Source organism: Pantoea sp. ICBG 828 (assembly GCF_002928355.1).
Taxonomy (GTDB): Bacteria; Pseudomonadota; Gammaproteobacteria; order Enterobacterales; family Enterobacteriaceae; genus Pantoea; species Pantoea dispersa.
In genome coordinates, this window is record NZ_POWN01000001.1 from 679,806 (window position 1) to 694,321 (window position 14,516).

Genomic DNA, 14,516 nt, shown 5'->3' on the forward strand with positions numbered 1-14,516 from the left:
GATCCTTCTACCTGGGTTTGCGCGCAGTCACGTGGATATAGCGCCCTAAGCTCAAAAAGGGCTCCTGACGACAGTAGCGCCGTTCCATCTCAATAATTTCCTCAACGCTCTTCCCGGCGCCGGGCTGCGGCTTCATGTAGTCACTGAACACGCGGATACCGGCACGCTGCTCGGTGATAAATCCGCACTGCGTCAGCCAGCGCTGTACATCGTCAGGATCGCGGGGGAAATCCGGTGACAGCGTGCGTTTTTTGCGCTTGTTCATGTTGGCGCGCAGATAGCCGAAATTGCCGAGCGTCAGGGTGCGGAACGTCAGGCCGTGCGCGTTATAAAACATCAGCGACAGCACACCACCGGGTTTCAGCGTATGCCACAGCGCCTGCAGCACCGCCAGCGGATCCGCTACCCACTCAAGCACAGCGTGAAACAATACCAGATCCACCGGCTTATCCAAATGTTCGCCAACCTGCTGCGCGCTAATTTGTTTGAATTGCATGTTGTGGCTCACACCTGCGCTGTGCGCATGGGCGGCGGCCAGCTTAAGCATCTCGCCCGACAGGTCGCACAGCAGTACCTGATGTCCCTGCGCAGCAAGACCGCTGGAGATCTGACCGACACCACCACCGGCATCCAGCACCGCCAGCGGGCCAGCGGGCAGCGTCGGCAGAATGGCGTTCAGCTCATCCCAGATGATCGCCTGACGCACCTGGCCTTTACGGGTGCCATAAATATTTTGCGAGAATTTATCCGCCAGATCGTCAAAGTTACGATCCTGCATGGTGATGGCTCCGCTTTGCTGCATTCAACTTGTGCTATTTTGTCACAGGCTCGACAAGAATGAACCTTTCATGCCGCAGTAACTGTCTGGCTGCTGTTTTTTCGGACAAAAGGAGACGTTTTCGATGTTTTTTGCCTTAAAAAAATGGATTGGCGCGATGCTACTGCCTTTGCCATTGCTGTTAACGCTTATGGCGGCAGGACTTTTACTGCTCTGGTTCAGCCGCTGGCAAAAAAGCGGCAAAATCCTTATCTCATTGAGCTGGCTGATGCTGTTACTGCTGAGCCTGCAACCGGTGGCCGATCGGCTGCTGGCCCCGCTGGAAAACCAGTATGCCACGTGGAATGGCAGCGAGCCGGTGGACTATATCGTGGTGCTGGGCGGGGGTTACACCTATAACCGGCAGTGGGCACCAAGCTCCAACCTGCTGAACAACAGCCTGCCGCGCGTGACCGAAGGCGTTCGCCAGTGGCGACGCTATCCTCAGGCCAAAATGATCTTCACCGGTGCCGCTGCGGGCTACAATCCGCGCAGTAACGCCAGCGTTGCCGCTGAGGTGGCGCGCAGCCTTGGCGTGCCCGACGATGCCATCATCGTGCTGGATCAGCCGCATGACACCGGCGAAGAAGCGCTGGCGGTGAAGCAGACCATCGGGCAGCATCCGTTTCTGCTGGTGACGTCTGCCAACCATCTGCCACGCGCCATGCACTTTTTCCAGAGCGCCGGCCTGAATCCGCTACCGGCACCGGCTAACCAGCTGGCGATCACCTCACCGATCAGCGTCTGGGATCGCACACTGCCCTCGCCGCTGTGGCTCAGCCATAGCCAGCGCGCGGTGTACGAAACGCTGGGGCTGATCTGGCAGCGGCTGCGCGGCAGTGGCGAACCTTCAGCCGAGCCAGGGGAGTAGCTGTGCGCGGGCATGGTCAAAGCGCGGCCGGTCAAACTGGCCGCTGCTGACCAGCGTGTCAACGCAATCCCACAGCTGGTAGAGCCAGCGGCGCCAGACGAAACCCTCATCCACCGGCGCACGCTGTAAATAGTGCTGCAGCAGCGATGCTTCAGCACCGTTTTCCGCCAGGCGCATCAGCTCATACTCACGCGGTGCCCACAAAATGGTGCCCGGCTGGGTCATCGCCACCAGCTGATCGCTGTGCGGGTTTTTCAGCATACTGGCGAGACGCAGATTGCCGTGCATCAGCACACACGGGTCGTCAAAGCCGGCAAACAGCTGCGCCAGCTGTTCGCGACTGCGAAACAGAATCTGGCGATCGGCGTGGGTAAATCCAGGGGGCGACAGATAGCCCAGCGTGGACCACAGCACTTCCACCCGCTGGCGATACCATGCCGGCCAGCGATTTTCCTGCACGCTGTCAACGCTGCCGACCAGGCCATGGCTGTCAATGCGGTGCCACGCCAGCAGCCCTTCGACAATCTGTTCACACAGCTGCTCCCAGCGCGCTGCCGTGCGCGCCGGCGCTTCGGCCGATACGCCATTTAAGCGCGCCAGCAGCAGCATTTCATGCGCCGGCGGTTGCTGACTCAAAACCAGGCCGTACACCGTGGGCAGCGTAATCAGCCCTTCATGCGCCAGCATGGTGAGTTTTTTCGCTTCGAGCGCGGCGCGTCCCTGATGACGAAAATATTTGGCCACCAGCGGCATCGGCTTACCGTGGTCATCATAGAGGGCGTAAAGACGCGATTGTGCCTGTTCGCTGATGGTTTCCAGCCGGCTGACGCCTTCGCCCAGCACCAGCGCCAGTTCTGCACGGAGTTGTTCCATGGAAGAGTCCTCCGGAGTTAACTCATTGCACCATCCTGGAGGTCATGACGGCGCGAAACTTAGCGCCAGATCAAACTTTGCGGCCAGCCGGGTCGCTGGCCGCTGACGATTATACCTGCATCGCTTCTCGCACGCGCAGCAGATCGTCAGGCGTATCCACACCGACGCTCGGCACGGTGGCCGCTACCGCCACGTGGATCTTTTCGCCGTACCACAGCACGCGCAGCTGCTCCAGCAACTCGATCTGCTCCAGCGCACAGGGTTGCCATGCCACATAGCGACGGATGAAACCGGCGCGATAGGCATAGATACCGATGTGGCGCAGCAGCGTGTCGCCAATCTGCTCACGCGACTGCGCGTAACGTTCGCGATCCCACGGAATGGTCGCACGTGAAAAATAGAGCGCATAGCCGCTGGCATCAGTGACCACTTTTACCGCGTTGGGATTGAACGCCTCTTCTGCCTCGTGAATCGGTACCGCCAGCGTGGCCATGCCGGCATCCGCCTGGGCCAGATTGTCCGCAACCTGACGCACAATCTCGGCCGGAATCATTGGCTCGTCGCCCTGCACGTTCACGATGATGGTATCGTCAGCAAACTGATACTTTTCAATCACCTCGGCCAGACGCTCGGTACCAGATTGGTGGTCGGCGCGCGTCATGCAGACTTCCCCGCCGGCAGCGGTCACCGCCGCCGCCACGTCAGGATGATCGGTGGCCACAATCACCCGCTCGGCGCCGGACTCGCGTGCACGTTCCATCACGTGCACCACCATCGGTTTACCGTGAATATCCAGCAGCGGTTTGCCCGGCAGGCGCGTGGAGGCGTAGCGTGCCGGAATAATCGCCACGAAACTCATGGATGAATCTCTTCAACGGACAGGGTGCGCGCTTCTACTTCCAGCAATACCGGAATACCGTCACGCACCGGGAACGCCAGGCCGTCGGGTTTGCAGATCAACTCCTGCTGCTCTTTGTTGTAATACAGTTTTCCGTTGCAGACCGGACAGGCCACAATCTCAAGTAAACGGTGATCCATACTTTTCTCCTTTCAGGACCGATACGTCAGAGGATTAGCATACCATAGCGCAATCAGGGACGGCGCGCCGCCATCGGCTTATATGCTGACGTGCCAGCGCGTGGACCAGGCGGCCCGCAGCTCATCAGGCGCGTTTTCCAGCACCACTTCGCTGGCGCCCTGCCAGGCGGCGAAGCGGTTAATGGCTTTATGCACATCGGCGAGAAACTGCTGGCTCATCCGCACGCCGGGCTCCAGCCAGAAGGCTCGCAGAATCAGGCGCTGCGCCTGGCGATCCATTTTGGCATCGACGCGCCCTTTCAGTACGCCGCGGTGCAGCAGCGGCAGGACAAAGTAGCCGTATTTACGTTTGTGCTCCGGCGTATAGCACTCGATGCGGTAATCAAAATTAAACAACTCAAGCGCGCGGCGGCGATCCCATACCACCGGATCAAACGGTGACAGCAGCGCGCTGTGCGTGGCGGCCTGCGGCTGCGCAAGTTGCGGCAGCAGTGTATGGTGCAGCCACATCTCACCCAGTTGCTCAACCTCGACGCGCTGAATCACTCCCTGCTCAGCGGCCTGCGCCAGCCAGAGTGCGATGGGCGCACGTTTCAGCCGGTAGTAATCGGCCAGCCAGCTGGCGCGGAAAATGCCGAGGCTGCGCGCGCTGTGCTCCAGCATCTGCATCACCGCCTCGTTCTCGCTCAGCGCATGCTGCTCGTCGCGCCAGTGCGGCATCACCCGGCTACGCAGATCGTAGACGCGCTGGAAGTTACGGCGCCCGACAACCATCAGTTCACCGGCGCTAAACAGGTTCTCCAGATGTCGCTTGTGCGGCTTCCACGCCCACCAGCCGGGTTTGGTGTGCTTGTCGCTGGCAAAATCAGCGGCGCGAACCGGACCGGTGGCGGCGATATGTTGCAGCAGATCGGCGATCTCCTGCTGATGCTGATCCACCCATTGCTGATTGTATTTCCAGCCCAGGCGCTGCGGTGCCAGCATGCGGTGACGCAGCAGCGGATAATCTTCAAAAGGGATAAAACAGGCTTCATGCGCCCAGTATTCAAACAGTGCGCCCGCCGCCAGCGTTTGCTCCAGCCACTCAGCAGGAAAAGCGCCCAGCCGGCTGAACAGCACCAGATACGGACTGCGCGCGACCACATTAATCGTATCGATTTGCAGCAGCGACATCTGCCGCACACAGGCGTGAATATCGGCAAAACGCGCCTGACGGCGCGGCGGGCGTAGCAGGCCCTGGGCAGAGAGGTGCAGGTTGCGGGCGGTTTGCAGAGAGAGGGAATGCGTGCTGGTCATTACGTCGTCCCTTTGAATGGTTAGCGCGACCGGGCGTCGCGCGCAGCCGTACAGAGTTGAGTCAGATCGGCCAGCAATGCGGCCAGCGGCGCGCCCGCCAGATGCGCATCCACCGGCAGATACCACCAGTTAGCGCGGGCAAAATGGCGGCATTTGACCGCGTCTTTTTCCGTCATCAGCAGGCACTGTGCATCCTGAGTCAGGCTGCGTAACTCTTCTTCGCTATAAGCGTGGTGATCGGCAAAGGCAATCTCTGCTACCGGCTGCAAGCCCTGCTGCTGCAGCGTAGTGAAGAAACGCGGCGGATGACCGATGCCGGCCATCGCGACAATTGGCGGCAGCTGCGTCAGCGCAGCCTGTTCGCCGGTCAGCAGATTGACCGCCAGACCCGGCTGCAGCGTCATGGCGATCTCGCCAGCCTGTGCGCTGCCCCCGTTGACCACCACGGCATCAACCTGCTCCAGCCGCGATGCGCGTTCACGCATCGGTCCGGCCGGTAACCACCAGCCGTTGCCAAAGCGACGCACGCCATCCACCACCACGATTTCGCGATCGCGCTCTAGCGCATAGTGCTGCAGGCCATCATCCGTCACAATCACATCCAGCGGATGCGCCGCCAGCAGGGCCTCAATTGCCTGCCGGCGCTGCGGTGCCACTGCCACCGGCACCTGAGTGCGCTGGGCGATCAGCACCGGTTCATCACCAGCCTGTTCCGTCGCGCTATCCTGATTGACCAGCAGCGGATAGCGTTCCGCTTTACCACCGTAACCGCGCGACACCACACCCGGACGCAGCCCCTGCTGTTGCAGCGCCTGCACCAGCCAAATCACCAGCGGTGTTTTACCGTTGCCGCCCGCGGTCAGGTTGCCAACGACAATGACCGGACAGGGCGCGCGCCAGCGGGTACGCCAGCCGCGCTGATAGCTTAGGCGAATCAGCCAGGTGATAGCGCCATACAGCAGACTCAGCGGCCACAACAGCAGCCACAGCGGCGAGCGTCCGCTCCAGATACGTTCAATCATTGACCGAACTGCAGTTTGTGCAGCTGCGCGTAAGCGCCTTTCTGCGCCAGCAGCACCTCATGGGTACCGCGTTCCACGATTCGCCCATCCTCGACCACCACGATTTCGTCGGCCTTTTCAATGGTGGAGAGACGGTGCGCAATCACCAGCGACGTGCGGTTCTTCTGCAGCTCGTCCAGCGCCGACTGGATGGCACGCTCGGATTCGGTATCCAGCGCCGAAGTGGCTTCGTCGAGAATCAAAATCGGGCAGTCACGCAGCAGCGCACGAGCAATGGCGATACGCTGACGCTGGCCGCCAGACAGTAGCACGCCATTTTCACCAATGACCGTATCAAGACCGTTATCCATCTTGTTGATGAAGTCCATAGCGTGCGCCATGGTCGCCGCCTGCTCGATTTGCTCGCGGGTATATTCACCGTTGCGCGCATAAGCGATGTTATTGGCGATGGTGTCGTTGAACAGATGGACATTTTGCGAGACCAGCGCCACCTGATTACGCAGCGAGCGCAGGGTATATTCCCGCAGGTCGTGACCATCCAGCAGAATCTCGCCCTCGTTGATATCGTAAAAACGCGTCAGCAGACTGGCCATGGTGGATTTACCCGAGCCGGAACGGCCCACCAGCGCCACGGTTTTACCCGCGGGCAGCGTGAGATTAATATCACGCAGCGCCGGAATGTCGCGGCCCGGATAGGTAAAGGTCACGTTGCGGAATTCAACATCCCCTTTTGCACGCGTGATTTCGCGCTTGCCGTTGTCGATCTCCTGCTCGCTATCCAGAATAGTGAACAGCGTTTGACAGGCCGCCATGCCGCGCTGGAACTGGGCGTTGACGTTGGTCAGCGATTTCAGCGGACGCATCAGAGCGATCATCGATGAAAACACCACGGTAATGGTACCGGCAGTCAGGGTATCCATCACGCTCGGGAAGCTGGCGGCATACAGCACAAAAGCCAGCGCCAACGATGCGATCAGCTGGATCACCGGATCGGAAATCGAAGAGGCCGAAACCAGTTTCATCCCCTGCTGGCGCATTTTATTGCTCACCTGCGAGAAACGCTCGGCTTCCACTTCCTGTCCGCCAAAAATCAGCACTTCTTTGTGCCCTTTCAGCATCTGCTCAGCACTGGTGGTTACCTGCCCCATGGTGTTCTGCATATTTTTACTGATGCTGCGGAAGCGCTTGGATACGGTGCGGATGGCAAAAGAGACCAGCGGCGCCAGCAGGATCAGAATCAGTGACAGCTGCCAGCTGTAGTAGAACATCATGATGAACAGGCCAATGATCGATGCGCCTTCGCGTACCACCGTCACCAGCGCGCTGGAGGAGGAAGAGGCCACCTGTTCAGAATCGTAGGTAATCCGCGACAGCAGCGTACCGGTAGACTGCTGGTCAAAGAATGCAACCGGCATGCCCATCATGTGGCCGAACAGGCGACGGCGCATGTTCATCACCACATTGCCGGAGACCCATGAGATGCAGTAACTGGAGATATAACTGGTTACGCCGCGGATCAGCATCAGGCCGATAACCGCCAGCGGCATCCACAGCAGAACGGATTTGTCGGCTTTGCCGAAACCATCATCCAGTAAAGGTTTCAACAGGGAGAGCATTAGGGTGTCGCCTGCCGCATTGAGTATCAGCGCCACGGCGGACACAATCAGGCCAGCCTTGTGCGGTGCAATCATCGGCCAGAGTCGGCGAAATGTCTGCCACGTTGAGAGGTCTTTGTCTTGATGCATTATTTATTCACGCTGTTTGAAATAGCCGCTCATTCTACCTGGAATCGCGTTTGACGCCAAACCACTGATGATACCAGCGGGGGATTATTTGCTCTCTTAACCCCTTAATCTGCCAGCGACCCTGCCGTATCGCGATGTGAATCTGGCCTGATTGCGCAGTGTCATACCAGCGATAGCCCTGCTCACGGTAACGCTGGACCACGGCGACGGCGGGCATACGCCAGGCGTTATAGCGCGCCAGCGAAGCCAGCGCCGCCTGCCCGGCAACACTCCGTAACAGTAAAGGGCCAGAGGAGCTCCGGCTGCCATGATGGGGCACCTGGATAACAGTGGACTGTAAGCCGCCCTTTTCCAGGGCGACCAGCTTGCGCTCCGCCTCCAGCTCGATATCCCCGGTCAGTAACAGGCTGAACTGACCATCATCCACACGCACCACGCAGGAGTCGTTATTTTGCCCGGCGGTCTGCGCGCGCGGCGGCCATAGCGCGTGAAAGTGCAAACGCCCCCACTGCCACTGCTGGCCGCGATAGCACGGCAGATGCCCGGGCTCGCCGAGCGCGCTGCGTACCCGCAGACCAGGCTGCGCCTGTTGCAGCGCGGCTAATCCACCACGGTGATCGAGATGCTTGTGGCTCAGGATCACTCCTCGCAGTTGGCGCCCGGTGTAGTGCAGCCAGGGTAACAAAACCCGCACGCCTGCATTGTCCTCTGCCCAGCCGGGTCCGCTGTCATACAGCATCACCTCATCTCCCTGGCTGATCGCCACCGCCAGACCATGTCCGACATCGATCATGTCAATCTGCCAGTCGTCCTGCTGAGCATTGCTGCGCCAGAACCACAGCGAGAGCAACAGCGCGCAGCAGGGCATCAGCGCCTTCGCAAGCAAGCCGCTGCGCCACAGCGCCAGCCCGGCCCAGAGCAGCAGCACCGCCGGCAGCGTATCGCTCCAGCGCCACCAGCCGGCGGGCAGCCACGCCAGCCCCTGCATCACCAGGCTGACCGACAGATCGGCCAGCTGCCATAGCGGAACGGCGATTGCAGGCAGCGGCAACAGCATCGCCAGCAGAATCAGCGGCACGGTAATCAGCGACACCACCGGCACCGCCAGCAGGTTGGCCACTAGCGCGCTCAGGCTGAGCCCGTGGAACAGAAAGATCTGCAGCGGCGCCATCAGAATCATCATGCCCAATTGCAGGTGCAGCAGTCGCAGCATGAGCCAGCGACGCGGCTGACGGAAACGTGGCGGCAGAGGAAACCACTGAAACCACAGTATCAGCATCGCCACGGCCAGCGCCGACAGCCAGAAGCTTTCTGACAGCACCGTCAGCGGATCAAGCCATAACAAACTCCCTACGCAGAGCGTCCACACCTGCCAGTTGCTCAGCTGCCAGCCAGCTATACGCGTCGCCAGCCACAGCGTTAACGCCAGCATCGCGCGCTGTGCCGGAGGATGACTGCCGGAGATCCAGCAATAGGCTGCCGCTGTTAACCCGCTGATCAGCAGCGGCATCAGATAGCCGATTTGCCTGGCAGGTAACACTAACTGGATGACGCGCGCCAGTAGCCAGCCTACGCTGGCCGCCAGCGTGATATGCATGCCGGAGATGGCCATCAGGTGCGCGGTACCGGTTTCGCGCAGCAAGGCTCGCTGGGCCGGGGTCATCGCATCACGCACGCCAAAGGCCAGTGCCTGTATTATTGCGGGCTGCGTTAACCCGGTGAAACGCGCCAGGTGATGATCGATAAACCGCGTCCGCCAGCTGCAGCGCAGAGACTCAGCCTGCTGGCTGACAATACGCCCCTGCAGCGCGCTGTGGTTAGCAATGGCAAAACGCTGCAGATCAAATTCGCCCTCGTTGAGCCGGGCGTGCACCGCGCGTAGCCGCAGCTGCATCTGCCAGCGCTGTCCCGCACACCAGGCGACCTCATCGCTGACATTACGCAGCGTGACAAACAACGGTGGAAAGACGTAGCGGTCACCTGCCCGGATTACCTGCGCCGTGAGCTGGTTCTTCGCGGGATTCACTGCAGTTATCTGAAGCGTGGCCGCCACCGGTGCCATGGTCAGTTGCTCGAGGGTATCGACCGTCTGACGCGCCTCGATCAGTGCCCAGCTCAACAGCAGCAAGCCCAGTCCGGCGTAGCGCAAAAGCATTACTGATGTACACGCCAGCAACAGTGCGCTTATTAACAGCAGCACAATGGTGCTGTAAGCAGGGATGTGCGGCAGCATACCCAGCGGCAGCGCCGCGAGGAGCATCATTCTGGCTACCACTATTATTGTCACGCGCACGCCCTCTTCTGTCATTGCCGCGGATTGTGCGCGCTGGCAGAGGCAAAAGCATGTGGCTAAATGTCGATTTCAGAGAGGGATTACGCGCAGTTTATGGTGGTTGCAGGAAATGAACAGCAACATGGAAGCAGGATCGCAAACCTGAATGCGAGGCAAAAAAAAACGACACCTGCAGGTGTCGTTTTTATCGTTCGGTAACGGCTTAGCCGTAGATATTTGCACGGTCACGCAATTCTTTGCCTGGCTTGAAGTGGGGAACGTATTTACCTTCCAGTTCCACTTTGTCACCCGTTTTCGGGTTACGACCAGTGCGCGGTGCGCGGTAGTGCAAAGAAAAGCTGCCGAATCCCCGGATTTCAATGCGCTCGCCCTGGGCCAGCGTAGTGGCCATGTGCTCGAGCATCTCTTTGACCGCATCCTCAACGACTTTCGCCGGGATATGAGTATGCTGGCCAGCAAGTCTTTCAATCAGTTCTGACTTGGTCATGTAACCTCCGGTTAATCCCTGTTTGGAAAGGTATGACAGCTTTTACCGAAACCGGACGATTTTCATCGTCCGGTGCTTCGGGTCGATTACTCGCCTTTAGCCGCTTTGAACGCTTCAGCCATTGCGTTAGAGAAGTTGCCATCTTCCTGTTTGGTGTTAACAGTGTTGATAGCTTCTTTCTCGTCAGCCTGGTCTTTAGCACGAACAGACAGGCTCACAACGCGGTTCTTACGGTCAACGCCGGTGAATTTCGCTTCAACGTCGTCACCTACGCTCAGAACCTGAGTGGCGTCTTCGATGCGGTCCAGAGAAGCTTCAGAAGCGCGCAGGTAACCTTCTACGCCGTCAGCTAATTCTACTGTAGCACCTTTAGCGTCAACTGCAGTGACTTTACCCGTCACGATTGCGCCTTTCTTGTTCAGGGTGATGTAGTTGTTGAATGGATCTTCAGCCAGCTGCTTCACGCCCAGAGAAATACGCTCACGCTCTGCGTCAACCTGCAGTACAACGGCAGCGATTTCGTCGCCTTTCTTGTACTCACGAACGGCTTCTTCGCCAGTCGCGTTCCAGGAGATGTCAGACAGGTGAACCAGACCGTCGATGCCACCGTCCAGGCCGATGAAGATACCGAAGTCAGTGATTGACTTGATTTTACCTTCAACGCGATCGCCTTTGTTGTGGGTCTCTGCGAACTGCTGCCATGGGTTAGATTTGCACTGCTTCAGACCCAGGGAGATACGACGACGCTCTTCGTCGATGTCCAGAACCATAACTTCAACCACATCACCTACGTTGACAACTTTAGATGGGTGGATGTTTTTGTTGGTCCAGTCCATTTCAGACACGTGTACCAGGCCTTCAACGCCTTCTTCGATTTCAACGAAGCAGCCGTAGTCAGTCAGGTTGGTCACGCGACCGGTCAGTTTGGTACCTTCCGGATAACGCTTAGCGATAGCAACCCATGGATCTTCGCCCAGCTGTTTCAGGCCCAGAGATACACGAGTACGCTCGCGGTCGAACTTCAGCACTTTAACAGTGATTTCGTCGCCCACGTTGACGATTTCGCTTGGATGCTTAACGCGCTTCCACGCCATATCGGTGATGTGCAGCAGGCCGTCAACGCCACCCAGGTCAACGAATGCGCCGTAATCAGTGAGGTTCTTAACGATACCTTTGACTTCCATGCCTTCCTGCAGGTTTTCCAGCAGCTGATCGCGCTCAGCGCTGTTTTCAGATTCGATAACCGCGCGGCGAGAAACCACGACGTTGTTACGCTTCTGATCAAGCTTGATTACTTTGAATTCAAGCTCTTTGCCTTCCAGGTGCAGGGTGTCGCGGACCGGACGAACGTCAACCAGTGAACCTGGCAGGAACGCACGAATACCGTTCAGCTCAACTGTGAAGCCACCTTTAACTTTGCCGTTGATAACACCGGTAACAGTTTCAGCGTCTTCGTAAGCTTTTTCCAGCGTGATCCAAGCTTCGTGACGTTTAGCTTTCTCACGGGACAGCAGGGTTTCACCGAAGCCGTCTTCTACTGCATCCAGAGCAACGTCAACTTCGTCGCCCACCTGGATTTCCAGTTCGCCGGCTGCGTTCTTGAACTGTTCTGCAGGGATAGCAGATTCAGATTTCAGACCCGCATCAACCAGCACGACGTCTTTGTCGATAGCAACAACGACGCCACGAACGATGGAACCCGGACGGGTTTCGATTTCTTTCAGGGACTCTTCAAAGAGTTGAGCAAAAGATTCAGTCATATTGATAATCTTAGGATTCTTCAATTTAACGTCCACCTGACGTCATTGTCGGATGGGGTTGTTTCACATGCCCTGCACCGCTTCCCTGGCACAGGGTTACTACAATTCGTTCGCCGAAAAGATTAAATGCCCAGCTTCTGGCGGGCATAATCTAGTGCCTTTTCAATCACTTGCTCAATAGTCATGCTGGTTGAATCCAGCACCAGAGCATCAGCGGCTGGCACTAAAGGCGCGATGGCGCGGTTACGATCGCGGTCGTCGCGTTCCTTTATCTCGGATAAAAGGCGATCAAAGTTAACACTAAAGCCCTTTTCCTGCAACTGTAGCATACGGCGATGCGCACGCTCTTCGGAGCTGGCATCGAGGAAAATTTTAACGGGCGCGTCCGGGAAAACCACGGTGCCCATATCACGTCCATCGGCGATTAAACCCGGCTCCTCGCGGAAAGCACGCTGTCGGCGCAGCAAGGCTTCACGCACGCGCGGAAATGCCGCCACGCGCGACGCCGTATTGCTCACTTCCTGGGTGCGGATTTCGCCGGTGACATCCTCACCTTCCAGCACTACCTGCATTTCACCGTCTACCGACAGAAAGCGCACGTCAAGGTGCGCTGCCATTGGCACCAGCGCTTCTTCGGACTCGATATCCACCTGATGATGCAGCGCGGCCAGAGCCAGTACGCGATAAATAGCCCCTGAATCCAGCAGGTGCCACTGCAACGACTCCGCCATCGCTTTACATAAAGTCCCTTTACCCGCGCCGCTTGGGCCATCAATGGTAATTACCGGGGCGATTGCCGTCATTGTTCTCTCCTGTTGCTGCGTGCTGATGATCAGCCTTCTTGGCTGTCTGGATTGCGCGGCATTATACGCTGCCCGCGTCCGCTTGGTTACCCTTTAGCGTAGACAGCGCCAGAAATTTCGACAGTTTCAGAACAATTTCCCGCCAGTGAGGCCAGCAGAGGGTACAGAAGCCCGACACAGCGGTGCCGGGCTGGGGGATTAGGATGCGTGGCTGATTTTTGCCAGCTGCTGGAAGTAATCCGGGAAGGTTTTTGCCGTGCAGCCGGGATCGAGAATGGTTACCGGCGTGTCGGACAGCGCAACCAGCGAGAAACACATCGCCATACGGTGATCGTTGTACGTGCCGATATCGGCGTGCTGTAACTGCGCAGGCGGTGTGACGCGAATAAAATCGTGCCCCTCTTCCACTTCCGCACCAACTTTACGCAACTCGGTCGCCATGGCCGTCAGGCGATCGGTCTCCTTTACGCGCCAGTTATAGATGTTGCGCATCAGCGTGGTGCCTTCGGCAAACAGCGCGGTGGTAGCGATTGTCATTGCCGCATCCGGAATATGGTTCATGTCCATATCAATGGCATTCAGCGCACCGCGCGTGCAGGCAATATAATCGTCGCCCCACTCGATCACCGCTCCCATCTTCTCCAGCACATCGGCAAAACGGATATCGCCCTGCACACTGTTGCGGCCAATCCCGGTAACGCGCACCGTGCCGCCTCTGATTGCCGCAGCGGCAAGGAAATAGGACGCTGACGACGCATCGCCTTCCACCAGATAATCACCTGGCGACTGATACTGCTGCTGACCTTTCACCACAAAGCGCTGGTAGTGCTGATTATCAACGTCCACGCCAAAGCAACGCATCAGGTGCAGGGTGATATCAATGTAGGGTTTGGAAACCAGCTCGCCTTTGATGGTGATCGTGGTGTCGTTCTGTGCCAGCGGCGCGGTCATCAGCAGCGCCGTCAGGAACTGGCTGGAAACGCTGCCATCGACACTGACTTCGCCGCCGGTAAATCCGCCGTTCAGACGCAGCGGCGGATAGTCGGTTTGTTCGAGGTAATCAATGCGCGCGCCGCCCTGCCGTAACGCATCGACCAGATGGCCGATCGGACGCTCTTTCATGCGCGGTTCGCCGGTCAGCACCACCGACTGCTCGCCGAGGCACAGTGCGGCCGCCAGCGGACGCATCGCGGTTCCGGCATTGCCCAGGAACAATTCCAGCGGCTGTTCGGCACGCAGCGGTCCACCATTGCCGACCACTTCACACACGGTGCGATCGGCTGACAGGGTATAGCTGACGCCCAGCGCCTGCAGCGCATTAAGCATGTGTTTAACATCATCGCTGTCGAGCAGGTTGGTCAGGCGCGTGGTGCCGTTCGCCAGCGCGGCCAGTAACAGGGCGCGGTTTGATACGCTTTTTGAACCCGGTAAGTTTACCGTGCCGTCAACGCGGGCAATCGGCTGTAAAGTCAGGGAGTCCTGCATGTGAAACCAAATCTCCAGAAATACGA

General features: G+C 58.4%; 13 protein-coding genes. 1 reads left to right on the forward strand and 12 read right to left on the reverse strand.

What is annotated here, in order from left to right:
* Positions 1-7 precede the first annotated feature (7 nt).
* Positions 8-778, reverse strand: a complete 771-nt coding sequence (gene cmoM, locus C1Y43_RS03265; protein WP_104186981.1) for a tRNA uridine 5-oxyacetic acid(34) methyltransferase CmoM — start codon at positions 776-778, stop codon at positions 8-10.
* 124 nt (positions 779-902) lie between these two features.
* On the opposite strand from cmoM, the gene elyC reads away from it, so the two are divergent.
* On the forward strand, positions 903-1,688 hold the full coding sequence (gene elyC / locus C1Y43_RS03270; RefSeq protein WP_104186983.1) for an envelope biogenesis factor ElyC: 786 nt from the start codon (positions 903-905) through the stop codon (positions 1,686-1,688).
* On the opposite strand, the gene C1Y43_RS03275 is transcribed toward elyC, so the two are convergent.
* The 11 genes from C1Y43_RS03275 to aroA all read right to left on the reverse strand — a co-directional run bounded on the left by C1Y43_RS03275 (position 1,668) and on the right by aroA (position 14,490).
* Positions 1,668-2,561, reverse strand: coding sequence for a YcbJ family phosphotransferase (locus C1Y43_RS03275; protein ID WP_104186985.1), 894 nt, complete (start codon positions 2,559-2,561; stop codon positions 1,668-1,670). The two genes, elyC and C1Y43_RS03275, sit on opposite strands and share 21 nt — an antisense overlap.
* Before the next feature lie 109 nt (positions 2,562-2,670).
* The gene (gene kdsB, locus C1Y43_RS03280; protein ID WP_104186987.1) at positions 2,671-3,420 is read right to left on the reverse strand and encodes a 3-deoxy-manno-octulosonate cytidylyltransferase; all 750 of its coding nucleotides are present in this window, start codon (positions 3,418-3,420) and stop codon (positions 2,671-2,673) included.
* The gene (locus tag C1Y43_RS03285) at positions 3,417-3,599 is read right to left on the reverse strand and encodes a Trm112 family protein (RefSeq protein ID WP_010618270.1); all 183 of its coding nucleotides are present in this window, start codon (positions 3,597-3,599) and stop codon (positions 3,417-3,419) included. The genes kdsB and C1Y43_RS03285 overlap by 4 nt, the downstream gene beginning before the upstream one ends.
* 78 nt (positions 3,600-3,677) lie before the next feature.
* The gene (locus C1Y43_RS03290; RefSeq protein ID WP_104186989.1) at positions 3,678-4,895 is read right to left on the reverse strand and encodes a winged helix-turn-helix domain-containing protein; all 1,218 of its coding nucleotides are present in this window, start codon (positions 4,893-4,895) and stop codon (positions 3,678-3,680) included.
* A 20-nt stretch (positions 4,896-4,915) separates the two neighbouring features.
* Positions 4,916-5,917, reverse strand: a complete 1,002-nt coding sequence (lpxK, locus tag C1Y43_RS03295) for a tetraacyldisaccharide 4'-kinase (protein WP_104186991.1) — start codon at positions 5,915-5,917, stop codon at positions 4,916-4,918.
* Positions 5,914-7,662: a lipid A ABC transporter ATP-binding protein/permease MsbA gene (msbA, locus tag C1Y43_RS03300; protein ID WP_021508343.1), complete on the reverse strand. Its 1,749-nt coding sequence runs from the start codon at positions 7,660-7,662 to the stop codon at positions 5,914-5,916. Before msbA ends, lpxK begins: the two co-directional genes overlap by 4 nt.
* A 34-nt stretch (positions 7,663-7,696) precedes the next feature.
* Positions 7,697-9,925, reverse strand: a complete 2,229-nt coding sequence (locus C1Y43_RS03305; protein ID WP_233209790.1) for a DNA internalization-related competence protein ComEC/Rec2 — start codon at positions 9,923-9,925, stop codon at positions 7,697-7,699.
* A 232-nt stretch (positions 9,926-10,157) separates the two neighbouring features.
* A complete protein-coding gene (ihfB, locus tag C1Y43_RS03310; protein WP_010618275.1) occupies positions 10,158-10,442 on the reverse strand; it encodes an integration host factor subunit beta in 285 nt (94 codons plus the stop codon).
* A gap of 86 nt (positions 10,443-10,528) precedes the next feature.
* Positions 10,529-12,202: a 30S ribosomal protein S1 gene (gene rpsA / locus C1Y43_RS03315; RefSeq protein ID WP_021508345.1), complete on the reverse strand. Its 1,674-nt coding sequence runs from the start codon at positions 12,200-12,202 to the stop codon at positions 10,529-10,531.
* 122 nt (positions 12,203-12,324) lie between these two features.
* Positions 12,325-13,005, reverse strand: a complete 681-nt coding sequence (gene cmk, locus C1Y43_RS03320) for a (d)CMP kinase (RefSeq protein ID WP_021508346.1) — start codon at positions 13,003-13,005, stop codon at positions 12,325-12,327.
* Between the two features lie 198 nt (positions 13,006-13,203).
* Positions 13,204-14,490: a 3-phosphoshikimate 1-carboxyvinyltransferase gene (aroA, locus tag C1Y43_RS03325; protein ID WP_104186995.1), complete on the reverse strand. Its 1,287-nt coding sequence runs from the start codon at positions 14,488-14,490 to the stop codon at positions 13,204-13,206.
* Positions 14,491-14,516 lie beyond the last annotated feature (26 nt).